The organism is Kosakonia sp. H7A (assembly GCF_003028445.1).
Lineage (GTDB): Bacteria > Pseudomonadota > Gammaproteobacteria > Enterobacterales > Enterobacteriaceae > Kosakonia > Kosakonia radicincitans.
This window is the reverse complement of record NZ_PYTZ01000014.1, coordinates 59,318-82,282: the sequence shown is the minus strand read 5'-3', so window position 1 is coordinate 82,282 and position 22,965 is coordinate 59,318. Positions and strand designations below refer to the sequence as shown.

General features: G+C 54.0%; 33 protein-coding genes and 3 pseudogenes. 34 read left to right on the top strand and 2 right to left on the bottom strand.

The genetic code is table 11. From position 1 onward, the window contains the following. Positions 1-308 precede the first annotated feature (308 nt). Both rdgC and CWM66_RS26555 read right to left on the bottom strand, forming a co-directional pair. Positions 309-1,238, bottom strand: coding sequence for a recombination-associated protein RdgC (gene rdgC / locus CWM66_RS26565; protein WP_107147670.1), 930 nt, complete (start codon positions 1,236-1,238; stop codon positions 309-311). A gap of 652 nt (positions 1,239-1,890) precedes the next feature. Further along, positions 1,891-2,550, bottom strand: a complete 660-nt coding sequence (locus tag CWM66_RS26555) for a LexA family transcriptional regulator (RefSeq protein WP_186298782.1) — start codon at positions 2,548-2,550, stop codon at positions 1,891-1,893. A gap of 91 nt (positions 2,551-2,641) precedes the next feature. Here CWM66_RS26555 and CWM66_RS26550 point away from each other — a divergent pair, with 91 nt between their 5' ends. The 34 genes and pseudogenes from CWM66_RS26550 to CWM66_RS26390 all read left to right on the top strand — a co-directional run bounded on the left by CWM66_RS26550 (position 2,642) and on the right by CWM66_RS26390 (position 22,950). Further along, positions 2,642-2,839 carry a Cro/CI family transcriptional regulator gene (locus CWM66_RS26550; protein WP_107147667.1) on the top strand — a complete coding sequence of 66 codons (198 nt, stop codon included), beginning with the start codon at positions 2,642-2,644 and terminating at the stop codon, positions 2,837-2,839. Positions 2,840-2,864: 25 nt separating this feature from the next. Beyond that, positions 2,865-3,326 carry a YmfL family putative regulatory protein gene (locus tag CWM66_RS26545; protein WP_107147666.1) on the top strand — a complete coding sequence of 154 codons (462 nt, stop codon included), beginning with the start codon at positions 2,865-2,867 and terminating at the stop codon, positions 3,324-3,326. Between the two features lie 242 nt (positions 3,327-3,568). Continuing rightward, positions 3,569-3,781, top strand: a complete 213-nt coding sequence (locus CWM66_RS26540; protein ID WP_107147665.1) for a DUF4222 domain-containing protein — start codon at positions 3,569-3,571, stop codon at positions 3,779-3,781. Further along, positions 3,738-4,646: a conserved phage C-terminal domain-containing protein gene (locus tag CWM66_RS26535; RefSeq protein ID WP_107147664.1), complete on the top strand. Its 909-nt coding sequence runs from the start codon at positions 3,738-3,740 to the stop codon at positions 4,644-4,646. The genes CWM66_RS26540 and CWM66_RS26535 overlap by 44 nt, the downstream gene beginning before the upstream one ends. Beyond that, a complete protein-coding gene (locus tag CWM66_RS26530) occupies positions 4,643-5,071 on the top strand; it encodes a PerC family transcriptional regulator (protein ID WP_107147663.1) in 429 nt (142 codons plus the stop codon). The genes CWM66_RS26535 and CWM66_RS26530 overlap by 4 nt, the downstream gene beginning before the upstream one ends. Continuing rightward, positions 5,068-5,727: an MT-A70 family methyltransferase gene (locus tag CWM66_RS26525; RefSeq protein WP_107147662.1), complete on the top strand. Its 660-nt coding sequence runs from the start codon at positions 5,068-5,070 to the stop codon at positions 5,725-5,727. The genes CWM66_RS26530 and CWM66_RS26525 overlap by 4 nt, the downstream gene beginning before the upstream one ends. Continuing rightward, positions 5,724-6,053, top strand: coding sequence for a LexA family transcriptional regulator (locus tag CWM66_RS26520; RefSeq protein ID WP_107147661.1), 330 nt, complete (start codon positions 5,724-5,726; stop codon positions 6,051-6,053). The genes CWM66_RS26525 and CWM66_RS26520 overlap by 4 nt, the downstream gene beginning before the upstream one ends. Beyond that, positions 6,050-6,433: a RusA family crossover junction endodeoxyribonuclease gene (locus tag CWM66_RS26515; protein ID WP_107147660.1), complete on the top strand. Its 384-nt coding sequence runs from the start codon at positions 6,050-6,052 to the stop codon at positions 6,431-6,433. Before CWM66_RS26520 ends, CWM66_RS26515 begins: the two co-directional genes overlap by 4 nt. A gap of 101 nt (positions 6,434-6,534) precedes the next feature. Beyond that, on the top strand, positions 6,535-7,323 hold the full coding sequence (locus tag CWM66_RS26510; protein WP_107147659.1) for a KilA-N domain-containing protein: 789 nt from the start codon (positions 6,535-6,537) through the stop codon (positions 7,321-7,323). Positions 7,324-7,335: 12 nt separating this feature from the next. After that, positions 7,336-7,854, top strand: a complete 519-nt coding sequence (locus CWM66_RS26505) for a hypothetical protein (RefSeq protein ID WP_107147658.1) — start codon at positions 7,336-7,338, stop codon at positions 7,852-7,854. Between the two features lie 9 nt (positions 7,855-7,863). After that, the gene (locus CWM66_RS26500; protein WP_107147657.1) at positions 7,864-8,856 is read left to right on the top strand and encodes a DUF968 domain-containing protein; all 993 of its coding nucleotides are present in this window, start codon (positions 7,864-7,866) and stop codon (positions 8,854-8,856) included. A 12-nt stretch (positions 8,857-8,868) separates the two neighbouring features. Then, positions 8,869-9,235: pseudogene (locus CWM66_RS29610) on the top strand (antitermination protein); the annotation flags it as partial. A gap of 128 nt (positions 9,236-9,363) precedes the next feature. After that, a pseudogene (locus CWM66_RS29605) lies at positions 9,364-9,678 on the top strand (antitermination protein); the annotation flags it as partial. A gap of 238 nt (positions 9,679-9,916) precedes the next feature. Then, complete coding sequence (locus tag CWM66_RS26490) at positions 9,917-10,240, top strand: phage holin, lambda family (protein ID WP_007371424.1); 324 nt, start codon at positions 9,917-9,919, stop codon at positions 10,238-10,240. Beyond that, on the top strand, positions 10,221-10,664 hold the full coding sequence (locus CWM66_RS26485; protein ID WP_107147655.1) for a lysozyme: 444 nt from the start codon (positions 10,221-10,223) through the stop codon (positions 10,662-10,664). The genes CWM66_RS26490 and CWM66_RS26485 overlap by 20 nt, the downstream gene beginning before the upstream one ends. Next, positions 10,661-11,218: pseudogene (locus tag CWM66_RS26480) on the top strand (hypothetical protein). Before CWM66_RS26485 ends, CWM66_RS26480 begins: the two are co-directional and overlap by 4 nt. Continuing rightward, positions 11,215-11,496, top strand: coding sequence for a hypothetical protein (locus CWM66_RS26475; protein ID WP_107147654.1), 282 nt, complete (start codon positions 11,215-11,217; stop codon positions 11,494-11,496). The pseudogene CWM66_RS26480 and the gene CWM66_RS26475 overlap by 4 nt, the downstream one beginning before the upstream one ends. Positions 11,497-11,506: 10 nt before the next feature. After that, a complete protein-coding gene (locus tag CWM66_RS26470; protein ID WP_107147653.1) occupies positions 11,507-11,737 on the top strand; it encodes a hypothetical protein in 231 nt (76 codons plus the stop codon). Positions 11,738-11,824: 87 nt separating this feature from the next. Then, positions 11,825-12,055, top strand: coding sequence for a hypothetical protein (locus tag CWM66_RS26465; protein WP_107147652.1), 231 nt, complete (start codon positions 11,825-11,827; stop codon positions 12,053-12,055). Positions 12,056-12,220: 165 nt separating this feature from the next. Further along, on the top strand, positions 12,221-12,595 hold the full coding sequence (locus CWM66_RS26460) for a hypothetical protein (RefSeq protein ID WP_107147651.1): 375 nt from the start codon (positions 12,221-12,223) through the stop codon (positions 12,593-12,595). 2 nt (positions 12,596-12,597) lie between these two features. Then, positions 12,598-14,058: a glycosyltransferase family 2 protein gene (locus tag CWM66_RS26455; RefSeq protein ID WP_107147650.1), complete on the top strand. Its 1,461-nt coding sequence runs from the start codon at positions 12,598-12,600 to the stop codon at positions 14,056-14,058. Further along, positions 14,040-14,234: a hypothetical protein gene (locus CWM66_RS26450; protein WP_107147649.1), complete on the top strand. Its 195-nt coding sequence runs from the start codon at positions 14,040-14,042 to the stop codon at positions 14,232-14,234. Before CWM66_RS26455 ends, CWM66_RS26450 begins: the two co-directional genes overlap by 19 nt. After that, positions 14,216-14,806, top strand: a complete 591-nt coding sequence (locus CWM66_RS26445; RefSeq protein WP_107147648.1) for a hypothetical protein — start codon at positions 14,216-14,218, stop codon at positions 14,804-14,806. The genes CWM66_RS26450 and CWM66_RS26445 overlap by 19 nt, the downstream gene beginning before the upstream one ends. After that, the gene (locus tag CWM66_RS26440; RefSeq protein WP_074773889.1) at positions 14,806-15,156 is read left to right on the top strand and encodes an HNH endonuclease; all 351 of its coding nucleotides are present in this window, start codon (positions 14,806-14,808) and stop codon (positions 15,154-15,156) included. Before CWM66_RS26445 ends, CWM66_RS26440 begins: the two co-directional genes overlap by 1 nt. A 167-nt stretch (positions 15,157-15,323) precedes the next feature. Then, positions 15,324-15,794 carry a phage terminase small subunit P27 family gene (locus CWM66_RS26435; RefSeq protein ID WP_043954512.1) on the top strand — a complete coding sequence of 157 codons (471 nt, stop codon included), beginning with the start codon at positions 15,324-15,326 and terminating at the stop codon, positions 15,792-15,794. Continuing rightward, on the top strand, positions 15,791-17,521 hold the full coding sequence (locus CWM66_RS26430; protein WP_107147647.1) for a terminase large subunit: 1,731 nt from the start codon (positions 15,791-15,793) through the stop codon (positions 17,519-17,521). The genes CWM66_RS26435 and CWM66_RS26430 overlap by 4 nt, the downstream gene beginning before the upstream one ends. Then, positions 17,521-18,825 carry a phage portal protein gene (locus tag CWM66_RS26425; RefSeq protein WP_107147646.1) on the top strand — a complete coding sequence of 435 codons (1,305 nt, stop codon included), beginning with the start codon at positions 17,521-17,523 and terminating at the stop codon, positions 18,823-18,825. Before CWM66_RS26430 ends, CWM66_RS26425 begins: the two co-directional genes overlap by 1 nt. Before the next feature lie 8 nt (positions 18,826-18,833). Then, positions 18,834-19,682, top strand: coding sequence for a head maturation protease, ClpP-related (locus tag CWM66_RS26420; RefSeq protein ID WP_107147645.1), 849 nt, complete (start codon positions 18,834-18,836; stop codon positions 19,680-19,682). A 9-nt stretch (positions 19,683-19,691) separates the two neighbouring features. Beyond that, positions 19,692-20,903 (top strand): phage major capsid protein, encoded by a 1,212-nt coding sequence (locus tag CWM66_RS26415; RefSeq protein WP_107147644.1) that lies wholly within the window; start codon positions 19,692-19,694, stop codon positions 20,901-20,903. Positions 20,904-20,949: 46 nt separating this feature from the next. Further along, entirely contained in the window at positions 20,950-21,282 is a 333-nt protein-coding gene (locus CWM66_RS26410; protein ID WP_107147643.1) for a head-tail connector protein, read from the top strand. 8 nt (positions 21,283-21,290) lie between these two features. Then, a complete protein-coding gene (locus tag CWM66_RS26405) occupies positions 21,291-21,629 on the top strand; it encodes a phage head closure protein (RefSeq protein WP_107147642.1) in 339 nt (112 codons plus the stop codon). Then, entirely contained in the window at positions 21,626-22,072 is a 447-nt protein-coding gene (locus CWM66_RS26400) for an HK97-gp10 family putative phage morphogenesis protein (protein ID WP_107147641.1), read from the top strand. Before CWM66_RS26405 ends, CWM66_RS26400 begins: the two co-directional genes overlap by 4 nt. Then, the gene (locus CWM66_RS26395; protein WP_107147640.1) at positions 22,069-22,416 is read left to right on the top strand and encodes a DUF3168 domain-containing protein; all 348 of its coding nucleotides are present in this window, start codon (positions 22,069-22,071) and stop codon (positions 22,414-22,416) included. The genes CWM66_RS26400 and CWM66_RS26395 overlap by 4 nt, the downstream gene beginning before the upstream one ends. 60 nt (positions 22,417-22,476) lie before the next feature. Further along, positions 22,477-22,950, top strand: coding sequence for a phage tail protein (locus tag CWM66_RS26390; protein ID WP_107147639.1), 474 nt, complete (start codon positions 22,477-22,479; stop codon positions 22,948-22,950). Positions 22,951-22,965: the final 15 nt, after the last annotated feature.

Below are 22,965 nucleotides of genomic sequence, written 5' to 3'. Positions count from 1 at the left end.
GCTTTGTGCGTTTTACTTTTGTTTGCTCGGCCTGGGAGGTTTGTTTTTCAGCCCAAAGCTTTGCGTGCCTCAGTACGTCGTCAAAAATCTTTCCTTTCTGGCTGGCTTGCGACATACGTTTATATTTATCAACAGCTTGCCAAGCCCCCCCCCTGAGCCACCGAAGGCGCGAAACCCTGCCTGATAAGTTCTTCACGAACATTCTTTTCGATAAATTCGATGTGGTTCATCCATCCTCCCGCGCCTGTTGCGCCGAATTTAGGTTGCAGCAACCCAACCCATTTGCATGGGTTAAGTCACTCCGGTGTTTATCGCTTGGCTTCGCCGCCGAGGGCAGTAATCAGGTCAGTGAGTAACTGGTTAAACTCGCCGGTCATCAAAACAAAGTCGGCATCAAAGCGTTGTGCGGCATCTTCGCGATCAATGTCATCGTTCTGGCTGATTAACTCGTCGGAGAATTTGAGACGTTTAATGCTGAAATCGTCGCCCAGCACGAACTGAACGCGGTTTTGCCAGTCGAGAACCACTTTCGTTACCAGCTTCCCGGCGTCAAGGTGAGTACGGATCTCATCGGAAAACAGATCCTGTTTTTTGAATCTCCCGATACCGCCATCTTCCAGCACAGCTTTAAGCTCAGCCTCAGCGCCAAGTGCAAGGCCGGATGGAATAGCGCCGGAACGCACCCATTCCGTCATGGTCAGTTCAGCCGGCGTTTCGAGAGTCAGGGGAACAACCGGAAGCGAACCGAGTGTTTTACGGAGGAGCGCAAGCGCATCTTCAGCCCGGCGCGCGCTGGATGAATCGACGACGATCAGTGCTGCGGGAATGTTTACCCAGATTCTGACCGTTGAATTTTTGGTGAAAGCGCGGGGCAGGAGTGAATGAAGCACTTCATCACGCAGTGAATCTTTCTCGGTCTTCTTCAGACGGCGCCCCTGTTCACTTTCCATGCGGCTAACACGTTTGGTTAATTCATCCTTAATTACATGTGATGGCATGATTTTTTCTTCACGACGGATAGTCAGCAGCAACTGGTTGCCAACGAAATGGAATAGTTGGTCTGAGAGCGAGCCCAGCGGAGACACCCAGCCAGACTTAGCCATGTCCTGGCTGCCGCAGGGGGTGAAGCGGAACGGTTCTAACTGCTGTGCCAGTTTAGTTATGCCATCTGCATCGATAATGAGCACATCGCGGCTGAGGCGATAGGTAAGAAGGTTTTTAAAGAAAGGGCTATTCATTTTTCTGTCCTCTGTGCGCCGCTGCAAAAGCGCTACTGGTTGATATCTCCACACAACACAGGAGAGCACCTGCGGTCTCAGGCCGCCCGACGGGATTGGGGAATGAGCCGTCCCGGCGGTGATGCTCTCTTGTGTTGCGTAAAAAATTGCGGCGCCCTCACGGGAGAGATCAGACGCCGCCAAAGTATTACCAGTTGGCATTATTGGTTTGCTGTAGCGCCAGGCGCTTATCTTCTGGTTGCCGTCGAAGCGGCTGCAATTCACCACAACTGGGAGCGCACTCCCGTTTATTCACACCTGCCATCCACAACCGATGAGAAGGAGTGCGCTTTCATGTTGTGTGCTGACCTTCCAGCCAGCGTGGTTCGGATAACACGCAAACACGTGATTTACGAACTGGCAGACTTTTACAGTGCTGCCCCTGCACCGTATCGCCACGATGGTGAGTCGATCTCGTGCATACCTGGCTTGCACATTCCGGCTACCCGCTTGGGTCAGGGAAATGCTAAGGAAACCCACCGGACCGCTGCGACGCATGTGCCATACGCCGACAAATTGAATGTACCTTTAGTTACCTATTTCGTCAAGCATGAATGTTCCAAAAGTTACACTGGCAGGTAAAAAAATAGCCATCATAGATGGCTAAGAGTGGTTAAAGGTTTTGAGTTATTTGGACTACTTTGCCAACAATCCGGCAGTTTCCATCTATGGGGATAGGTTTAAAGGCGGGGTTTAATGGCATCAGATAACTATGCGGGCTGTCCCAAACAAGCTTTTTAACTGTGGCTTCCGATGAGCCATCTAAGATGGCAACAACAATTTTCCCGTAGAGATCGTCGATTTGACCATAATTCGGCTCAACAATTACGATCGAACCTTCCGGGATGGAGGGGAGCCCGTTTGGATTGGTCATTGACTCACCGCGCACAACCAGCCCAAAAACTTCATCAGAAACATCTGCAGTTGTTTGCGTCCATGAGAGCACGTCGTTCAGCCTCGCCGCAGCATAAGTATCTGTCCAAAGACCAGCCTGCACCGCAGATATAATGGGCACAGCAGTCGGTGTCTTAATGAATGGCACCAACTTCGTATCATCTGGTTTGTCATCGCTGTTACCGTACAAAATCCACTCAGGAGTGGTCGCGAGCGACAGCGCCAGTTGGTGTAAATTTTCACCATCTGGTTTCGTCGTACCATTTTCCCATTTGGTAACTGAAACTCTACTGACGCCAAGCCTTTTAGCCAGCGACTGCTGAGTTATTTCCAGTTGCAAACGTCGTGCACGTATACGGTCTTTCATTTCACTTTTCATGTAACTAATGTTACCTGTAAATAAGGTAACTGTTGTTTGCTATTTGATGTACCTTTTGTTACCTTTAAGGCGTCATCATTTAGGAGGATGTATGCGTAAAACCGATGTTGTGAATCATTTTGGCGGTATTTCAAAAACAGCAAATGCGCTCGGCATTTCTCATCCAGCAGTGTGTCGCTGGGGGGAGATTATCCCAGAGAAACAAGCCTTTCTTATCGAGCGCATCACCAAAGGTGCGTTGAAGTACGACGCGAAGATGTACCAGAAGCCTAACGAAACGGCTGCTTAATCGTAACTACCAAAGGAAAAACAACATGGTAGAGCAAAGTTTAAAAGCGGTAGTTAAGGCGATGTGTAAAGCCTATCCCGGCGGGCGTGAAGCGATGGCCGGTGCGCTGGGCATGACAGCCACGCAGTTCAATAACAACCTCTACGAGAAAAACGGTTGCCGCTTTTTCGAAGTGACAGAGCTGGAGGCGATGGAGGACTTATCGAACACCTCATTCCTGGCCGACTACTTCGCGAAGCGCCGCGGCTGTCTGCTGGTGGAAGTTCCGACGTATGAAGATCTTGATCGCGTTGACCTCTTCAGCAGGGCTATGCGTACCGCCGCCGCGCGCGGGCAGGTGGATCAGATTATTCAACTGGCTCTGGAAGATGGGGTAATTGAACAGCATGAAACGGAAGAAATCCTTGAGCATCACCGTCGTCACCTGGCTGCGCGTGAAGAAGAAGTCAAGGCAATCATTGCGTTATTCAGTCGCAAAAAGAAGTGACGCCAGCGAGTTGCAGCCCCTGGCGTCGTGGCGTGTCGATCTTAAGTGTGGAGATACCAACGCATGAACAGTTTAACAACACAATACCGCAGGTCGCAACTGGTAGTGCTTCCTGTCACCGGCGGTAAATGCCCGGTTCGTTTTGTGTATGGGGTAAGAGTACAGGGGGCGATTGAGCCTGTCAGCTACCCGTTTGCCGAGTGGGTTGTAGGTGATTTCAACAGCCAGGCGGAGAAGAGCGAATGCGCGAACTTAACCGCAGATTCCGGGACCAGTACGGCATCCCCGTCCGCGTCATCCGCTGGGAGCCAGAAACGCAGCGCGTTATCTATCTGCGTGAAGGCTACCCACATGAGTGCTTCAGCCCGCTTGAGCAGTTCCAGCGTAAATTCAGAGAAATAAAGGACGACCATGAGCCTGTTAATGCCAACAAGGCCAATAGTAATAAACCCTGATCTCGCTTACAGCATCGGGCTGAATGAAGCCATTGCATTGCAGCAGGTTAACTACTGGCTTAAGGAGACCACATCCGGGCTGGAACGTGATGGCGTGCGCTGGATTTACAACACTACAGAGCAATGGCTGGAGCAGTTTCCTTTCTGGTCCGAGTCTACTCTCAAGCGCACCTTCACCCGCCTTAAGGCGCTGGGTGTACTCAAGATCGAGCAGTTGAACAAGTCCCAGCGCGACATGACCAACTACTACACAATCAACTATGAAAGTGAGCTTTTAGATGAGGTCAAAGTGACTAAATCGAAGAGTTCAAAATGCGCTATTCCATCAGGTCAAAATGACACGATGGAAGATGTCAAAGTGACACGCTCCAGTGAGGCAAAAAGAACCGCTGTCATCGTGTCAAAACGACCTGATGATCCTACAGAGAATACAACAGAGAGTACTACAGAGAATAAAAACCCTTCTTGTCAGGTTGCTGCGCAACCCGACCCCGAAGTGACAATAACTGATTCAGCGATTGAGGTTCTTACCCATCTGAACCAGGTCAGCGGATCTCGTTACCAGAAATCACGCACATCGCTGGAGAACATCCGCGCCAGACTGCGTGAAGGTTACAGCGTCAGCGATCTGAAACTGGTAATCGACCTTAAGCATGAGCACTGGCACGACAACGACGGGCAATACCAGTACATGCGCCCCGAGACCCTCTTTGGGCCGAAGAAATTCGAAGGTTACCTGCAAAGCGCCACTCGCTGGGCAGCAAAAGGCCGTCCGCTTCGTGAAACATGGGACCAGAAACGGGAACGCGATATCAACGCGATAAGCCGCCCTGACACATCAATTCCAGAGGGGTTCCGGGGATGAGCACCTTCGACGAAGTATACGAATTCATCCGGACTAACCCTGTGTCCGCTGCGCGCGATCTCATCGAGGCGTTACCGCACATCAACGAAAACTCTATCGGCGGTGCGCTGATCCGCATGTACAACCAGGGAATGCTGGAGCGGCACAAGGTCGGCCGTAACTGGGTCTATTACGTCGATGAGCCGTTAACCGCTGCTGAGCTGAAAAAGCTGACAGAACTGGAGAACCTTGCCCGCGAACTGGAAGCAAAACACCTCTGGCGCCGCGCCGCCACCGTATGGCTTGAGGCCTACGATACGGCGTCTAACCAGACATCAAGAAATCGCTATGCCAAATGTCGCGCCCATTGCCTTAGTGGCATGACTCACGGCGTTACCGATGGATCCGGCATCGCACCGGGGAACTATGTTGGAGGTGATCTGTGAACTATTCGCTGATATACGCCGATCCGCCGTGGAGCTATGGCAACAACGCCAGCAACGGTGCGGCACGTGACCACTACGACACGATGAAACTGATCGACCTGAAGCGCTTGCCAGTCTGGGCGCTGGCGGCTGAAAACGCTGTTCTCGCGATGTGGTACACCGGCACGCATAACCGCGAAGCTATCGAGCTGGCCGAAGCCTGGGGCTTTACCGTGCGCACCATGAAAGGTTTTACGTGGGTGAAACTGAACGCGTTGGCGGAAACACATATAAATAAAGCCCTGGCCGCCGGTGAGGTGGAGGACTTTTACGACTTCCTCGATCTGCTCAATGGACAAACCCGCATGAACGGCGGCAACCACACCCGGGCCAATACTGAAGACCTGCTTATTGCTACTCGTGGCGTCGGGCTGGAAAGGCGCGATGCAGGGGTTAAGCAGGTGATCTACAGCCCGCTGGGCGAACACAGCGAGAAGCCAGCCGAAGCGCGTCATCGCCTGGAACGGCTCTACGGCGAAGTGCCACGCATCGAGTTATTCAGCCGCAGCGCGGTGCCGGGTTGGGATCATTGGGGTAACCAGGCTGAGTCACCGGATGTGGATATCTTCCCTGGAAATGTTCAGCCCATCTTCAAAGAAGACTGGAGAGCAGCATGAATACTTTGACTGCACGGCAAAAACAGGTGTTCGCCGCCCTGGTGGATTATCAGCAGCAGCATGGCTATCCGCCAACGAACAAAGAACTTGCAGCGCTGATTGGCGCTTCGTCGGGGAACGCTGCAACAACTCACCTGCGCGCGCTGGAAAAGAAAGAGGTGATCACCATTACGCCGCACGTTTCCCGCGGCATTCGGATCAATACCAGCACTCTTTCGGAGCCAATTGCCGAAGCAGAGGCGATCATCCGCGCGCTGATTGGCGGTGGTCCTTATGCCATAGAAATGGCTCAGGAATGGCTGAAAGCCAGAGGGTCCGCGGCATGAAGCTGATTTTACCTTTTCCGCCAAGCGTCAATACCTACTGGCGGGCACCGAATAAGGGGCCGCTTACAGGTCGCCATCTCATCAGCGTCGCCGGGCGTAAGTTCAAGAGCGCCGTTTGCGCGGCAATCTTCGATCAGTTGCGATGTCTGCCAAAACCGTCAACTGAACTGGCCGCAGTGGAGATCACCCTCTACCCGCCTGACGCGCGCCCCCGTGATATCGACAATTACAACAAAGCGCTATTTGACGCCCTGACATATGCCGGAGTGTGGGAGGACGACAGGCAGGTTAAGCGCATGCTGGTGGAGTGGGGGCCGGTAGTGAAGGGAGGCAGGGTGGAGATCACGATCACCCCACTAAATAAAAGGGTGGATAAATGATCAGTCCATGTCGTCAGCCCAAAAAAATGTGTGTTATGGTCGATAAGTGTCAGCGAAACGGGGTTGCAGTCCCGATCGCATTTCAAACAGTGGAGAAACTAATGAGTCAATTACTTGTGATTGACGGCGTTTCCGTACGCCGTGATATTGATGGTCGTTACTGCCTTAATGATCTGCACCGCGCTGCTGGTGGTGAACAGCGCCACCGTCCGAAGTACTGGATTGAAAACAGCCAGACTGTCGCCCTTATTGATGAAATTTTAAGCGAGGGCGGAATTCCGCCTTCCACTATTCGCGGCGGGGCCGAGCAGGGAACATACGTTTCGAAGGAACTGGTCTACTCATATGCTATGTGGATCAGCCCTGCATTCCACCTGAAAGTGATTCGTACCTTTGATAAAGCCGTTAGCGAACCGGAACCGGCTTTATCTGCTGCCGCCGATAAAATGCAGGCAGGAATCATCCTCCTGGGCTTCATGCAGAAGTCACTAAACCTTTCCAATTCGTCAGTGCTTGGCGCTTGCCAAAAACTTCAGGAGGCTGTCGGCCTGCCCAATCTGGCACCCCAATATGCCATCGATGCCCCTGCTGATGCTGTTGACGGATCCAGTCGCCCTACGCAATCCCTCAGCGCGCTGCTGAAAATTCACAAAATAGCGATGACGGCACCGCAGGCCTACCAGCAACTGGCGAAGCTCGGCATCGTCGAGCATAAAGAGCGCCGGAGTCGTAGCGGAAGCAATGGGGTTAAGCGCTTCTGGTCTCTGACCGCTAAAGGCTGCATGTACGGCAAGAACATCACCAGCCCGGCTAATCCGCGCGAAACACAACCGCATTTCTTTGAGTCCCGGTTTGCAGACCTGCTGCGCCTGCTCGATACCGTTCATTGAGGTGAGGGTGATATGAGAACAACCCCGCCGCACTTGCAGCCAGTCTTGTCCAGGGTTAAGCGCTTTGTGGAGAGAATGCCAGAGGGAGCCTCGCTGACACTTATTTCTCAGAAAGTTTATGCCTACAACCAGTTGCAGAAGAAAGACAAGGAACTTCTGATCGGCATTATTCGCGAGTCAGGGATCCTTTGTGTTGTCGGTGATGGAAGAACAACCACGATCCATCATCCCCGCTTTGGTCATCAGTCCATTTCATCAGCCCCGGATGTAACACCGGTAACGGAGAGCGCTTTGAGTAACAAAACAGTAACGCCAGAAGAATTGCGTAAGCAGGCTGAAGAGTTGATCCGGGCGGCTGAAGCAGCCGAGAAGAAGGCGGGAGACCGGGAGGCGATGAAAAAGCAACTTGATCCGCTGAGGCTTGAAATTCTTCAGGCTTACGGGATGGCTAACCGTAAGTTTGATGAATTTGTGGATGCGATGGCTGATATGGGTACAGCCATCCAGAAGCTTAAAAACCTGACGATTTAAGGTGATGCCTTGAGAGCGCTGTTAAATCCAGTTGTCGTATCAGAACTGGGGATCGTTATCTTCAGGCCGGGTGCCAGCATGCTGCCGCATTTTCGCCGCGGGCGCATGCTGCTGGAGAATGAACCGGAGCGCCTGGCGGGTATGCCGTCCGGCGTACTGCCACCAGCAGAGCAACCGCTCGCCGAAGATCCTGCGCTGGCTGGAGTGTTTGATAACGAAGCGGTGCTGGTCCGCGCTGGCGGCCTGAACGGTCTGGAAAGCTGGCTCCGCGACGGTAGCGGATGCCAGTGGCCGCATGAGTCCTGGCACGATGCGAACATGACCATACTGCGACATGCGCCGGGCGCGATCCGGTTGTGCTGGCACTGCGATAACCTGCTTCGCGAGCAAAGCAGCGAGCCACTGGCGACAATCGCCAGAGCGAACGCAGCCGCCTACATCCTGCGCGCTGCGCGCCGCGAACTGGGTTTCGATGAGGCGCACACGCTGACGCTGCCGGAGTTCTGCTGGTGGCTGGCACAAAATGGTCTCGCCGATGCCCTGCCGGATAGCGCTGCCCGCCGTGTGCTGCGCCTGCCAGCGCCAGAGATAAAGCACGTTTACCGCGAATCTGAGTTGGTACCGGGTTTGCCCTCACCGCGCGAAATGGTCCAGGAAACCGCAAAGCAGGTGCTGGCGCTGCGCATCGATCCGGAGACGCCGGAATCCTTCATGCTGCGACCAAAGCGCCGCCGCTGGGTAAACGAGAAGTACACCCGCTGGGTTAAAGCGCAGCAATGTATGTGCTGCAACAACCCGGCAGACGACCCCCACCACCTGATCGGCCACGGTTTCGGGGGGATGGGTACCAAAGCGCATGACCTGTTTGTGATCCCGCTTTGCAGAGCGCATCACGACGAGTTGCACGCTGACACCGTGGCATTTGAAGCAAAACATGGCAGCCAGCTTGTGCTGGTATTTCGGGTATTAGATCGCGCGCTGGCCATCGGCGTGCTGGCGTAAAGTGGAGACGCTATGAACCTTGAATCATTACCAAAATTCTATTCACCAAAGTCACCGAAGTTAAACGACGAGACTCCCGCTACCGGCGGTGCCGTGCTGACGATTACTGATGTGATGGCGGCGCAGGGTATGGTGCAGTCGAAAGCACCGCTGGGCTTTAACCTGTTCCTGGCGAAGATGGGGATTCAGGATCCGGCTCCGGCGCTTGATGGGCTGATGAACTATGCGCTGGCGCTAAAAAATCCGGTGCTGATGAAGCTCAGTGAAAAAGCGCGCCTCGAAATACTGCCGGTGCTGGTGCAGTTCGCTTACGCCGACTATTCCCGTTCTGCCGCCAGCAAGGGACGTTGCCCGCATTGCGCCGGGACCGGTTTTGTTGACGCAGAAACCACAACAAAAAAAGTGCAATACCCGGATGGCAAGCCACCCAAGTGGGCAGCCACAACCAAAGGTCTCTGCCCGTCGTACTGGGAAGAATGGACAGAGGTAACCGGCACCGAAAAGGTTAAATGCACTCATTGCGGTGGCAAAGGTGAGATCAGCACAGCGTGCCGCGGCTGCAAAGGTAAGGGCACGGTACTTGATGAGAAACGCACAAAGCTGATCGGCGCGCCGACATATAAGACTTGCGGTCGCTGTAATGGCAATCGCTACAGCCGCGTACCGACAACACTCGCCCGCGCCATGGTGGAAAGAGTGATCCCGGATCTGACCAGTTACCAGTGGTACAGCGGTTATGCCGACGTGATCAGCCTGCTGGTCACCAAGTGCTGGCAGGAAGAGGCATTTGCTGAAGCACAATTGCGCAAAGTCACACGTTAGCGACAAAATTCTGAATTATCGCGCCACGATGCTTGCAATATTCGAAAAAAGTGGTTAGGATTTTTCCAACGATGGGCATTGTATGTCTACCGTTAACCACAATATTTTAAAACCTCGCTTCGGCGGGGTTTTTTCATTTCTGGACTCGGAAATTACTCTCCGCTTTCACTTTCCATTAGCACCCGAAGGCCAGACCCTTTCACGCACACAGCCTCCGCAAACAGCGAGGTGAGAGACTATGAAAATGCCCTACAAACAAGATTTCATTGCTGCTCTACTGGCTGCTAAAGAGCAGGGTATTGGCGCAATGCTGGCGTTTGCTATGGCGTATCTGCGGGGGCGCTATAACGGCGGTCCGATCATGAAAACGCTTATCGATGCCACCATGTGCGCGATGATCGCCTGGTTTGCCCGTGACCTGCTGGATTTCTTCGGCCTGGCTAAAAACCTGTCGTATATCGCCAGCGTGTTTATTGGCTACGTAGGTACGGACTTTATTGGCGGGTTTATCAAACGCTTCGCCGCCAGAAAAGCAGGGGTGGATGATGCAAATCAGCAATAAAGGGATCGCGTTAATTAAGCAGTTTGAAGGTCTGCGGCTTGAGGCATATCAGGACAGCGTCGGCGTGTGGACGATTGGTTATGGCTGGACGCAACCGGTGGATGGCAAACCCATCGGTAAGGGCATGATCATCAAGCCAGAAACTGCCGAACGCCTGCTTAAAACCGGGCTGGTGAGCTATGAAAGCGACGTGTCGAAGCTGGTAAAAGTCAAACTGACGCAGGGCCAGTTCGATGCGCTGGTGTCGTTTGCCTACAACCTCGGGACGCGCACGCTTTCCACCTCAACACTGCTGAAAAAGCTGAATGCCGGTGACTACCGCGGCGCTGCTGATGAGTTTCCACGCTGGAACAAGGCTGGCGGCAAGGTGCTGGATGGTCTTACCCGCCGCCGTGAGGCAGAGCGTGCTCTGTTCATGTCGTGATTACGGCGCTCTTAAAGCGCTACTGGCTTCAGTTGTCGGTAATAACGCTGGTGGCTGTACTGGCGTTACTACTGATGAAAACACGGTCGGATCTCAGCGTATCGGAAAGCGAAAAGCGCGTGCTGAAGTCAGATAACGCGTTGCAGGGCTAGGTGATAGCCACGCAGGCATTCAACGTGAATCGGTTTAACCAGGTGGCACAGTTAGCAGCCAGGGCTAATGCTGCGGTCGCCAGCGATGCCGAAAACACCGTCATTGAATACCGGGAGATTCTTCGCCGTGAGAAAACCTGTGATCTGCCTGTTCCTGCTCATATCGCTGACGGGCTGCTCGAATACACGCACCGTTTACGTGCCAGCGCAATGCACGCCGATTCCGGCGAACCTGACCCAGCCAATGGTGGTACCGTTGCCCCCGGCAGGCTGACATATTGCCAGGCGGTGCTGTGGATCAAGCCACTACTGGCAACTATCGAGCAGGGCAATAACAACTTCGCTGGTATACGTGTTATCGAGCACCAGCGCCAACAACCAACACCAAAGGTATCGCAATGAGCGAAGCAAAACCGCAGGACGGCAGCACCGTTAAGGGCTACCGCACACTTGGCCCGAAAGAAATCGGTGACATGAATGAACTCAAGCAGGCTGCTCGCGAATTTAACACTCTGCTTGAGAAACAAAAGGCTTGGGTAGCGGATGAACTGTCGATGACGGGCAATCACTCTGCTGAGGCCCATGAAGCTGGTCGCTGTTTGTCGATCGCGCGTACCAAAATGCAGGAAGCCTGCATGTGGGCATGCCGCGCTGTTGCCCGCCCTGACGCCGACTGCTGAGGATTTCATAATGCAGGTGAAACATCTAAGTGAGGCATATAGCATTTCGAAGCAGGTTGTTGAATTGCAGCGTGCACGGAGCATTATTGCTGGTGGTGCAGGTCTTGGCATAACTATCCAGTCAACCTATCAGGATGATACTTTCATCGAGAATATCCGCCCATATGTCATTGATGAGCTTGATCGCCGCATAGCGGAAAAAAATGAACTCCTCGAAGCGTTGGGCGTTTCCCTCGAATAGCGGGCATTACAGCAGGCATTCACTGAGTGCCTGTGATAATGTTTTATATGGGGATGATAGTGCGTAACTATTTTCATGAGAGAAAACATGGATTACTACGAACTTCTTAAAACTATCACCATATCAAATAAAACTTATGGTGGTTTCAGGTTTGAAATCTTCCATCAAACAGGAACTTTTTATTCGGATATTTTTATTCGTGATAAAGAAAGCGGGCGATGGTTAGTACATAAATTTGAGTACTGGTTAACAAAATCAAAGACATTGGACGAAGCAATCTCATCTTGTATTTTGTATGTAGAAAACTTCGGTAAATAAGATAATTGCTTCAAAACAACAAGCCACTGGCATCCGCTGGTGGCTTTTTTATTGCGCTTCGCATGAGCTAAACAATCGAGAGTCTTTCAGTCGTGAGCCTGGGGAAAGCTGTTTTCTCGGGCGGCTGTCCCATGCGACAGGCTCACATCTAAAAGGGTAAATCCTATGTCCACTAAGAAAGTAGAACTGTCTGCCGCCGCAGCGGACGTTATCCACGCGCTTTTCTTTCGCGGTGCGCTGCAAGATGGTGATCTTCCATCAAAGTCTGGTGCCAGCGAATTGCGCGAGCTTGGTTTTGTCGAAACACGGCATACCGCTACGGAATTTAAAGGCGGTAATTATTTTACCTTCCTTACTCCGGCAGGGATTGCATACGCCCGTCAGTTACTGGTTGACACGCGGTTAGGCGCATCCCAAAAAAATGAGCGCGAATTAATTATAAAAATTGCCCTTGATGTAACCCCATGCCTTGAGCAACTTGAAGCACTTAAAACAGCGATTGAGGCAACGGTTAAAAATACTGGTTCGCGGCAGGTTTAAATATGCAGGTCATTATCGATGGTGTCCCATATGCACCAGCCGTCGCTGGAAGAAATCGCCGTATCGGTATAGCAATTTCTACTCATAATCGCGCTGGTGTGCTGAGCCAGGCGCTGGCGCATCAACTCGGGCATCTTCCTCCTGGTGCGCTGGTGGTGGTTGTTGACGATGGTTCACAGCCACCAGCAGCGGTACCCGATTGCGTGAAGCTGATTCGACACGATAAATCACTTGGCATTGTGGCTTCGAAAAATGCCAGCCTCACCACGCTGATGGATGCCGGGTGCGAACATCTTTTCCTGTGGGACGATGACGCATGGCCGGTTGCTGATGGCTGGTGGTTGCCTTATATCGACTCCCCTGAGCCTCATCTTGCTTATCAGTTCCTCGATCTGGCTGGTGCGCGCAAGCTGAACGATATCGCGGTGCTGTATCGCGACGATCAGCATATCGCCTACACAGGCCAGCGCGGCGTAATGCTTTACTATCATCGCAGTGTGATTGAGCGCGTCGGTGGCTTTGATCCGGTATATGGTCGCGGCATGTATGAGCATTCAGATCTGGCACTGCGGATCCATAACGCCGGTCTGACGTCATGGGCGTTCGCTGATGTGGTTGGTTCTGAGAAGCTCATTCACTCGCTGGATGAGCACGAGCAGGTTGAACGCTCGGTACCGCGTCCTGATCGTGAAGAGCAGGTGAAGCGCAACGTGCGGATTCACAACGAGCGGCGCGACACCGGGTATACCGGTTATGCAGAGTACCGCCAGCAGAATGATGTGGTGATCACCACGCTGTTAACCAGCCAGCCCGACCCCCAGCGCAATGAGCGTATGACGGCAGATTACGGGCTGCTGGCGCGGTGGGCTGCTTCTATAAAGGGTGCCGAACCAGTGGTGCTGGCTGACCAGCTTTCATCCACGCCGCCGGGCGTCAGCCTGGTTCCCGTGCCGGAAGTGGCAATGAATGTTTATTTCAGGCGCTGGCTGCATATCTGGCAGTTTCTGCGCGCGGCGCCGCATTATCGCTTCGTCTGGTGTACTGACGGTACCGATGTCGAAATGCTGCGCGAACCGTGGGCGGATATGGTGCCCGGTATGGTTTATGTCGGTTCCGAGCCGAAAACCTACGCCGACGCATGGGCGCGCCAGCACCATCCTGAGCGTATCTATCAGGACTTCATCGAACAGCACCGCAACGACGTGATGCTTAATGCCGGGCTGCTTGGCGGCCTGCGCGAAGATGTCATGTCTTTTGCTCATGGCATCGTGCGGCTGTACTACCTGCTTGAGTGTCACCGCTTCTGGAAGACAGAGAAAGCACCGGCAGCTATCGGCGACATGCTGGCCTTTGGCATTGTGGCTAAACGCTTTGGTGATCGCATCGTAACCGGCCCTCAGGTTCATACCGTGTTCAAAACTGATGGTATCGGTAAGGAGGCCGCATGGTGGAAACACAAGTAAAAGGTGCTTTGGTTGAAAGCGATCCAAGATTAATGAACAGCCTGGATGCCCTTGATACAAGTTGCATCGCAAAATTGAGACGCATCCAGCCAGTTGAGTTTGGAAAGGGAATATTCTCCGAAACCAGCAAAGTCAATCTTTTTCATAAAGAGGTGGCATGGTGGCAGCACAAGTGAAATTTGTTGTCGTCGGTCATCACTCCCGGCGACAACAGGCTGATAGCCTGGCCTCGCACATCGGCGCACACCTGGTTATTGATGAAGGGAATCACGGTGCCAACTGGAATCACCGCAGGGCTCTCGAATGGGCCGCCGTGCAATCATGCCGGGTCGTTGTGCTGGAGGATGATGCACGACCTGTCCGCGGATTTGTCCAGCGGGTGAAATGGTGGATTGAGGATCATCCTGATGACCTCATTTCTTTTTACCTGGGCACCGGCCGCCCGCCCCAGTATCAGGCGCAGATAGCCGAGCGGCTGATTGCTGCCGACAGGACGCTCGCCGACTTTATCACTCTGCCTCAGCTCATTCATGGCGTGTGCTACAGCGTTCCGCCTCGGCATCTGCCTAAGGTGCTGGCACGCTGGGACAGCAGCAAGCCTGCCGACTTCGCCCTTGGCGATGCCTGGGGTGCGCCGGTGGTGTATCCATGCTGGTCGCTTGTCGATCATGCCGATGGAGAACCCGTCGAGCGCCATCCTGATGGTGAGGCGAGGACGGAGCGGCGCCGCGCATGGAGGGTTGCATAATGCCAGCAGCGATACCGCGCGCCTGCCGCAAGCGCGGATGCGCCGGAACTACCACGGACAGATCGGGTTACTGTGAGCAGCACCGCAACGAAGGCTGGCAACAGCATCAGCGCGGGCAAAGCCGCCACCAGCGTGGCTACGGCAGCAAGTGGGACGTGCTCAGGGCTGAGGTTCTGAAGCGTGACAAACACCTGTGCCAGAACTGCAAACGAAATGCACTGATCGCACCGGCAAAGACAGTTGACCATATCATTGCCAAAGCCAACGGTGGGACTGACGACCTGTCAAACCTCGAAAGCCTGTGCTGGCCGTGCCATCGTTCGAAGACTGGTCGTGAAAGATTCAAATGAGATTCGATATCAACAAAATGGTTGCATTTGCAACTATATTGATGTGAATGATATCGATTCTCATCAAGGGGGGGGGCGGGGCAAAAGTTCAGAGGGCTGCCTGCTAAGGACCGCCGCCTCAGTCAGATTTTCACACCCGCGAAATATAAAAATTAACCGGAGCATCTATGGCTGGAGCGACGGGGCGATCCGGGCGCCGGGCAAAGCCTGTTTCAAGGAAGGTGCTGGCGGGCAATCCTGGTAAGCGCGCCCTTAACAAAGCTGAACCCTCATTCACGCCGATCACTGGTGTTGATCCGCCGGAGTGGCTGGACGACAACGCCGCAACAATGTGGCGTATGGTCGCGAAAGAGCTTTGCGCTCAACAGGTACTTTGCGCCACCGATCTGCATAACCTCGAAATGTTCTGCATCGCCTATTCGAACTCCCGCCAGGCACAGGAGCATATTCAGTCGCACGGCATTGTAATGGCTGGCTCAATGGGTGGCCCGATAAAGAACCCGGCACTGACGGTGCTCAATGAGGCGATGCGGCAGATGGCATCATTTGGCGGAATGCTGGGGCTCGACCCGAGCAGCCGCCAGCGCCTTATCGGGGCAAATAAAAAACAGTCTGATAACCCATTCAAAAACTTATGACCCGTAAATCCTACCCGAACGTGAACGCCGCAAATCAGTACGCCCGCGACATCGTGCGGGGAAGGGTTCCGGCGTGCCGGTATGTCATCGACGCCTGTCAGCGGCATCTTGACGATCTGGCAAAAGAGAAAACCCGGAAGTTTCGTTACCGCTTTGATAAGGATCTGGCAGAAAAGGCAGCCAAGTTTATCCAGTTGTTGCCCCATACAAAGGGTGAATGGGCGTTTAAACGCATGCCAATAACGCTGGAGCCCTGGCAACTCTTTGTTGTCTGTTCAGCGTTTGGCTGGGTGATGAAAGGCACGAAGCTGCGCCGTTTCCGGGAGGTTTATACAGAGATCCCCCGCAAGAATGGTAAATCAGCGATTTCGGCGGGCGTGGCGCTTTACTGCTTCACCTGTGACGACGAATTTGGCGCGGAGGTGTATTCCGGCGCCACGACTGAAAAGCAGGCCTGGGAGGTATTCCGCCCGGCCCGGCTGATGTGCAAACGTACACCGGCGCTGTGTGATGCGTTTGGCGTCGAGGTGAATGCCTCAAATATGAACCGGCCGGAGGATGGCGCCCGCTTTGAACCATTGATCGGTAACCCCGGCGACGGCGCGTCGCCAAGCTGCGCTATTGTTGACGAGTATCACGAACATGACACCGACGCGCTGTACACCACTATGCTGACCGGCATGGGTGCCCGTCGTCAGCCGCTGATGTGGGCCATCACCACCGCTGGCTACAACATTGAGGGTCCATGCTACGACAAGCGTCGCGAAGTGATCGAGATGCTTAACGGCACGGTGCCTAACGATGAGCTTTTCGGTGTGATCTACACCGTCGATGAAGGTGACGACTGGACAGACCCTGCGGTACTGCGCAAGGCAAACCCGAATATGGGGGTGTCGGTCTACAGCGATTTCCTGCTCAGCCAGCAGAAAAGAGCCATGAACAACGCCCGCCAGGCCAACGTGTTCAAAACGAAACACCTGAATATCTGGGTGTCAGCCCGCGCGGCCTATTTCAACCTGGTGAGCTGGCGCAATTGCGAGGATGAAACGCTTACCCTTGAGCAGTTCGAAGGGCAGCCCTGCTTTCTGGCTTTTGACCTCGCGCGCAAGCTGGATATGAACAGCATGGTGAGGATTTTCACCCGCGACATTGACGGCAAACGACATTACTACTGTGTGGCGCCGCGCTTCTGGGTGCCCTATGACACGGTTTACAGCACCGATACGGATCAGCAGCGCACCGCAGAACGTTTCCAGAAATGGGTTAACAGCGGCCATCTCCAGATAACGGAAGGTGCTGAAATTGATTACCGCGTCATTCTGGAAGAGGCCAAAGCGGCAAACCGGCAGAACCCGGTCGAGGAGTCAGCCATTGACCCTCATGGTGCCACTAACCTTTCACACCATCTGGCCGATGAGGGGCTTAGCCCCATCACCATTATCCAGAACTACACCAATATGTCAGATCCGATGAAGGAGCTGGAGGCGGCGATCGAGGCGGGGCGATTCCACCACGACGGCCACCCGATTCTGACCTGGTGTATTTCCAACGTGGTGGGTAAACATCTGCCGGGTAACGATGATGTGGTGCGGCCGATCAAGGAGCACAACGAAAACAAAATCGACGGGGCCACAGCTCTGATCATGGATATCGGCCGCGCTATGCTGCCGGAGACACGGCAGGATCTGAACGGCTTCTTTGAAAATCCCATCATGGTAGGTTTCTGATGAAAAAAAATAAGCAGCCGGGCAGGGTGAAAAGCGCTCTGCTCAACTGGTTGGGCGTACCCATCAGCCTTACCACCGGGACATTCTGGCAGGAGTGGTACGGAACAAGCAGCAGCGGCAAGGTGGTGACGGCCGATAAAGCCATTCAGCTTTCAGCTGTATGGGCCTGTGTGCGTCTGCTGAGTGAATCCATATCAACGCTCCCCCTTAAGGTCTATGAGCGCCAGGCGGATGGATCGCGAAAACTGGCGCAGGGCAACCCGGTCTATCAGGTGCTTTGCCGCCGTCCAAACCTTGAAATGACACCCTCACGATTCATGCTGATGCTGGTGGCCAGTATCTGTTTGCGTGGTAACGCCTTCGTCGAAAAACTGTTTATCGGACCTAAACTGGTCTCTCTGGTTCCGCTTCTTCCGCAGAATATGGTGGTTAAACGGCTGGATACCGGACGGCTGGAATACACCTACACCGAAAACGGCACGCGGCGTGTGATCCCGGAAAAGAACCTGATGCATATTCGTGGCTTCGGTCTTGATGGTGTCTGCGGCATGATGCCAATGATGGTCGGGCGCGATGTGATTGGCGCTGCGATGGCAGTGGAAGAGTCCGCCGCCAATATTTTTGAAAACGGGTTACAGAGTTCAGGCTTTCTTTCTTCTGAGCTGGCGTTAAAAGAGGACCAGCGCAACCGGATGCGGGAGTATATGCAGGCCTTCACCGGCTCGAAAAATGCCGGAAAAATCATGGTCCTTGAGAGCGGATTCAAATACCAGAACGTCACCATGAATCCGGAAGCCGCCCAGATGCTTGAATCACGATCCTTTAGTATTGAAGAGATCTGTCGCTGGTTTCGCGTGCCGCCGTTTATGGTCGGGCACACCACCAAACAAAGTAGCTGGGCGTCCAGCCTTGAGGGGATGAACCTGCAATTTCTGACTCACACGCTGCGCCCGCTGCTGGTGAATATCGAGCAGGAGATTTCCCGGTGCCTGCTTGGTGGTGAAGAGGACGTTTTTGCCGAGTTCAGTGTTGAAGGCCTGTTGCGCGCTGACAGCGCCGGTCGCGCGGCGTACTACACCAGTGCGTTGCAGAATGGCTGGATGTCGCGAAATGACGTTCGCCGGCTGGAAAATATGCCGCCTATTGAAGGCGGCGATATCTATACGGTTCAGCTCAACCTGACGCCGCTGGAAGATCTGAAGCAGAACAGCACCGCCGCGCAGGCTATGGCGCTGCGCAGTCTTCATAACCACGTATTCCCTGACATACCTTTCGAACAGTCACCGCTGAAACAGGCGGCCTAGGAGACCCCATGACAATCAGAAGCCTTCCGGCAGCGCCGGAGGGGCGGCCTTTTGCGCGCGAAAAACCGGATCTCCCGGCCTCTGCGCTGGAGCGCTGGAACGGCGGCATCCGTGCAGCCAGCAGCAATGACAATACCATCTCGATTTTTGACGTAATCGGGAAAGACTTCTGGGGCGACGGGGTTTCTGCCAGTCGCATCGCTGGCGCTCTGCGCTCCATGAATGGTGCTGACGTCACCGTGAATATCAATTCCCCGGGCGGCGATATGTTTGAAGGCCTGGCGATTTATAACCTTCTTCGTGAATACGAAGGCAAGGTGACGGTGAAGGTGCTTGGCCTGGCGGCCTCTGCTGCATCCATCATCGCGATGGCCGGTGACGAAGTGCAAATCGGGCGCGGCGCATTCCTGATGATCCACAACTGCTGGGTGGTCGCGATGGGAAACCGGCACGACCTGGAAAAAATCGCTACCGAGATGGCGCCATTTGATAAAGCGATGGCCGATATCTACTCCGCGCGCAGCGGCCTGAAGGCGGTTGATATTGAATCAATGATGGATGGCGAAACCTATATCGGCGGCAGCGAGGCGGTTGATAAAGGTTTTGCCGACAGCCTGCTTTCTGCCGACGAAATTTCCACCGAAGACGAATCGCCCGCGGCGGCGCTGCGCAAACTCGATGCCCTGCTGGCGAAAACCAACACCCCGCGCGCTGAGCGCCGGAAACTCATTAAAGCCTTAACCGGTGGCATGTCTGGCGCTGCCACCCCCACTGACGGTACGCCGGGCGCTGCCGACGACATTAAACCCGAAACAATCTCATCTCTTGAAAACGCCCTGGCTGCGTTAGTCAAATAAGGATCCGCTATGTCTGAAGTAAACGATATTCTGAAAAAAGTCACTGCCAGCATTGAAGAGGCCACCGGCAAATTCAACGCCAAAGCAGAAGAGGCGCTGACCGAGGCGAAGAAAACCGGTCAGTTGTCTGCCGAAACCAAAGATACCGTCGATAAGATGGCTGTCGAGTTTCATGCCCTGCAGGAGGCAGAGAAGACCCTGAAGGCTGCCCTTGGCGAACTTGAACAGCAGGTTGCGCAGATGCCGCTGGCAAATGCCAAAACCGTGGTAGAAACCGTCGGTAAACAGGTGATTTCTTCTGAAGCGTTAAAAACCTTTGCCGCCAGCGTGGGTGGTGGTAAGCGCCTCAGCGTCCCGGTTAAGGCAGCACTGACCACACCGGATTTGCCGGGGCAGGTTATCGCGCCTGACCGTCAGATTGGTATTCTTGATCGCCTCAAACAGCGCCTGTTTATCCGTGATCTGATCGCCCCTGGTCGCACGGCATCCAATACACTTTACTGGGTGCAGCAGACCGGCTTTACCAACAACGCGGCGGTTGTCCCGGAAAATACGGCCAAGCCGTACAGCGATATTCAGTTTGAAGAAAAAATCACGCCGGTCCGCACTATCGCCCATCTGTTCAAAGCATCCAAGCAGATCCTGGACGATTTTGCATCATTGCAGTCAATGATCGATGTGGAAATGAACTATGGACTGAAATACGCCGAAGAGCAGGAAATTCTTTTCGGTGATGGTACCGGCGCGCATCTGGAAGGCATTATCCCGCAGGCATCGGCATATACCCCGGCATTTAATGTTGAGCAGCAGAACGGCATTGATGATTTGCGCCTGGCAATGCTTCAGGTCCAGCTTGCCCGTGTACCGTGCGACGGTCATGTGCTGCACTTCATTGACTGGGCGAAAATCGAACTGACCAAAGATAGCCTGGGCCGCTATATCCTGGCTAACCCGTCAGCGCTGACAGGCCCGACGTTGTGGGGTATGCCGGTGGTTGCCACGGAAGCAACCGCATTCCGTAACAAGTTCCTGTGCGGTGCGTTCAGCACGGCAGCGCAGATCTTTGATCGTGAAGATGCGAACGTTGTTATTTCCACGGAAAACGCCGACGACTTTGAGAAAAACATGATCTCGATTCGCTGCGAAGAACGTCTGGCGCTGGCCGTCAAGCGTCCTGAAGGCTTCATCTTCGGTACTTTCACTGGCGCATCCGGCAGCTAAGTTACCTGGCGGCCTGATGGCCGCCTTTCTTTAAGGCGTTGAGTCTATGGAATTTATTGAACTGTCCGTAGTGCGAAAGCATTGCCGGATCGATGATGATTTTACGGGCGATGATGACCTGCTTGAAATCTTTAAAGGCGCCGCCGTGCGCTACGTTGAAACCTGGACGCGCCGTAAGCTTTACAAAGACAACACTGAGCCTGGTTTTGCTGATGATCCCGATAGCCTGTTGCTCGACGATGATATCCGCACCGCGATGTTGTTGCTGATTGGTCACTGGTACGCAAACCGTGAAGCGGTCAACATCAGCAATATCACTTCTGAAATCCCGCTGGCAACAGAAGCACTGCTTCAGCCGCATCGTATTTACGGTTTGTAGGAGGTGATATGCAGGCGGGAAGACTGAATCAGCGCGTGCGCATTATGAATTTTACCTCTGTCAGAACCCCGTCAGGGCAACCAGAGACTGTCTGGCATGATGGCAGCGATATTTATGCAGAAATCAAAGGCATCAGCGGGCGTGAGCAAATCTCTGCTGGCGCTGAAATAGCTGAGGCAACGATCCGCGTATGGGTTCGCTTCCGTACTGATATCACTGCCGCATCAAAACTGAAGGTGCTGACCGGTCCCTATAAAGGCCAGGTCCTCGATGTGGCCGCGCCACCGATTGCCGATTCGAAGGGATCCCAACTCGAAATTCTTTGTAAGCAGGGGGTGAAGTCATGATCGATACAAAACTGGATTTTTCCGGCCTGCTGGATATAGCTGACGATCTGGCCGCGCTGAGTAAAGCCGAGAATCGCAAGGTGATGCGCGATGCCACGCGCGCGGGAGCCACCATTTTTAAAGATGAGGCGGTGAAACGCGCCCCGGTACGCACCGGGAAACTGAAGAAAAACATCGTGGTGATCACCCAGCGCGACCGCAATGGCAACATCACATCTGGCGTGCATGTGCGTGGGCGCAATCCGCGCACCGGCAACAGCGATAATTCGATGAAGGCCAGCAATGCCCGTAATGCGTACTACTGGCGCTTTGTCGAACTGGGCACTTCCCATTCTGCCCCGGTCCCGTTTATCCGTCCTGCCTATGACGCCAGGCTGGACGATGCCACCAGGGCGGCTTTTGCTCGTGCAAACCAGGCGATCGATGAGGCTTTGTCAAAATGACCGAATCTGATGTTTTTGCGCTGATTGGCGCGCTGGCAGACGGGCAGGTTTATCCCGATGTTGTACCACTGAATGAGCAGGGCTCCCCCTCTGTTGCACCGCCGTGGATCACCTTCACGCTGGTGGATCAGGTTTATGGCGACACGTATTGCGGTCCGGCGGAAGAGAACAGCGCGCTTCAGGTCGATGTGTATTCCCGTACTGTTGACGAAGCCAGGGCACTGCGTGAGCAGGTGATTGCCGCGCTTGTGCCGCTGGGTTTCACACAGATGAGCAAAACTGGCGGCTACGAGCCGGATACCGGCCTGCGCCGGGCAACGCTTGAAGTCCATATCCTTCAGTAAATCACCCATCCCTTAAATCCATGACCGCCGGAAGGCGGTTTTTTTATGCCTGGAGCAAACATGACCAGCAAATATGACAAGACAATTGGCCTTACTATCGGCATTTCTTCTGCGCCGGTAAGCGTCGAGGATTTTAATGCCCCTGGTTTTCCTGGTGTCGGTGTCACTTTCCTCGAAGCGTCCTGTGCCTCGAAAGAAATTTCCTACACCGGCGGTCAGAAAAGTGACATTGATGTAACGACATTCTGCTCCAGTGAGCAGGAGCAGACAAACGGCCTGGCAGCCCCTGCCGAAATGGCGCTAACCCGTAACTGGGTGGGTGATGAAGAAGCCCGGCTGGCCCTGCAAACCGCGTATGACAACGACGAATTACGCGCTCTGAAAATCACATTTGCCTCGGGTAATGGTTATTACATCCTGGTGGAAGTGCGTCAGAGCTCGTGGTCAGCGGCAACGTCTAATGTGGTGGCGGCAACCTACTCGCTGCGCGTTCGTGGCAAACCGAAACCTATCATCGTGAACCAGGGTTCATGATCCAGAGCGGCTCAG

Coding starts and splice junctions, on each gene's coding strand:
- rdgC (WP_107147670.1), bottom strand. CDS start 1,238: ATGAATAGCCCTTTCTTTAAAAACCTTCTTACCTATCGCCTCAGCCGC.
- CWM66_RS26555 (WP_186298782.1), bottom strand. CDS start 2,550: ATGAAAAGTGAAATGAAAGACCGTATACGTGCACGACGTTTGCAACTG.
- CWM66_RS26550 (WP_107147667.1), top strand. CDS start 2,642: ATGCGTAAAACCGATGTTGTGAATCATTTTGGCGGTATTTCAAAAACA.
- CWM66_RS26545 (WP_107147666.1), top strand. CDS start 2,865: ATGGTAGAGCAAAGTTTAAAAGCGGTAGTTAAGGCGATGTGTAAAGCC.
- CWM66_RS26540 (WP_107147665.1), top strand. CDS start 3,569: ATGCGCGAACTTAACCGCAGATTCCGGGACCAGTACGGCATCCCCGTC.
- CWM66_RS26535 (WP_107147664.1), top strand. CDS start 3,738: ATGAGCCTGTTAATGCCAACAAGGCCAATAGTAATAAACCCTGATCTC.
- CWM66_RS26530 (WP_107147663.1), top strand. CDS start 4,643: ATGAGCACCTTCGACGAAGTATACGAATTCATCCGGACTAACCCTGTG.
- CWM66_RS26520 (WP_107147661.1), top strand. CDS start 5,724: ATGAATACTTTGACTGCACGGCAAAAACAGGTGTTCGCCGCCCTGGTG.
- CWM66_RS26515 (WP_107147660.1), top strand. CDS start 6,050: ATGAAGCTGATTTTACCTTTTCCGCCAAGCGTCAATACCTACTGGCGG.
- CWM66_RS26510 (WP_107147659.1), top strand. CDS start 6,535: ATGAGTCAATTACTTGTGATTGACGGCGTTTCCGTACGCCGTGATATT.
- CWM66_RS26505 (WP_107147658.1), top strand. CDS start 7,336: ATGAGAACAACCCCGCCGCACTTGCAGCCAGTCTTGTCCAGGGTTAAG.
- CWM66_RS26490 (WP_007371424.1), top strand. CDS start 9,917: ATGAAAATGCCCTACAAACAAGATTTCATTGCTGCTCTACTGGCTGCT.
- CWM66_RS26485 (WP_107147655.1), top strand. CDS start 10,221: ATGATGCAAATCAGCAATAAAGGGATCGCGTTAATTAAGCAGTTTGAA.
- CWM66_RS26475 (WP_107147654.1), top strand. CDS start 11,215: ATGAGCGAAGCAAAACCGCAGGACGGCAGCACCGTTAAGGGCTACCGC.
- CWM66_RS26470 (WP_107147653.1), top strand. CDS start 11,507: ATGCAGGTGAAACATCTAAGTGAGGCATATAGCATTTCGAAGCAGGTT.
- CWM66_RS26465 (WP_107147652.1), top strand. CDS start 11,825: ATGGATTACTACGAACTTCTTAAAACTATCACCATATCAAATAAAACT.
- CWM66_RS26460 (WP_107147651.1), top strand. CDS start 12,221: ATGTCCACTAAGAAAGTAGAACTGTCTGCCGCCGCAGCGGACGTTATC.
- CWM66_RS26455 (WP_107147650.1), top strand. CDS start 12,598: ATGCAGGTCATTATCGATGGTGTCCCATATGCACCAGCCGTCGCTGGA.
- CWM66_RS26450 (WP_107147649.1), top strand. CDS start 14,040: ATGGTGGAAACACAAGTAAAAGGTGCTTTGGTTGAAAGCGATCCAAGA.
- CWM66_RS26445 (WP_107147648.1), top strand. CDS start 14,216: ATGGTGGCAGCACAAGTGAAATTTGTTGTCGTCGGTCATCACTCCCGG.
- CWM66_RS26440 (WP_074773889.1), top strand. CDS start 14,806: ATGCCAGCAGCGATACCGCGCGCCTGCCGCAAGCGCGGATGCGCCGGA.
- CWM66_RS26435 (WP_043954512.1), top strand. CDS start 15,324: ATGGCTGGAGCGACGGGGCGATCCGGGCGCCGGGCAAAGCCTGTTTCA.
- CWM66_RS26430 (WP_107147647.1), top strand. CDS start 15,791: ATGACCCGTAAATCCTACCCGAACGTGAACGCCGCAAATCAGTACGCC.
- CWM66_RS26425 (WP_107147646.1), top strand. CDS start 17,521: ATGAAAAAAAATAAGCAGCCGGGCAGGGTGAAAAGCGCTCTGCTCAAC.
- CWM66_RS26420 (WP_107147645.1), top strand. CDS start 18,834: ATGACAATCAGAAGCCTTCCGGCAGCGCCGGAGGGGCGGCCTTTTGCG.
- CWM66_RS26415 (WP_107147644.1), top strand. CDS start 19,692: ATGTCTGAAGTAAACGATATTCTGAAAAAAGTCACTGCCAGCATTGAA.
- CWM66_RS26410 (WP_107147643.1), top strand. CDS start 20,950: ATGGAATTTATTGAACTGTCCGTAGTGCGAAAGCATTGCCGGATCGAT.
- CWM66_RS26405 (WP_107147642.1), top strand. CDS start 21,291: ATGCAGGCGGGAAGACTGAATCAGCGCGTGCGCATTATGAATTTTACC.
- CWM66_RS26400 (WP_107147641.1), top strand. CDS start 21,626: ATGATCGATACAAAACTGGATTTTTCCGGCCTGCTGGATATAGCTGAC.
- CWM66_RS26395 (WP_107147640.1), top strand. CDS start 22,069: ATGACCGAATCTGATGTTTTTGCGCTGATTGGCGCGCTGGCAGACGGG.
- CWM66_RS26390 (WP_107147639.1), top strand. CDS start 22,477: ATGACCAGCAAATATGACAAGACAATTGGCCTTACTATCGGCATTTCT.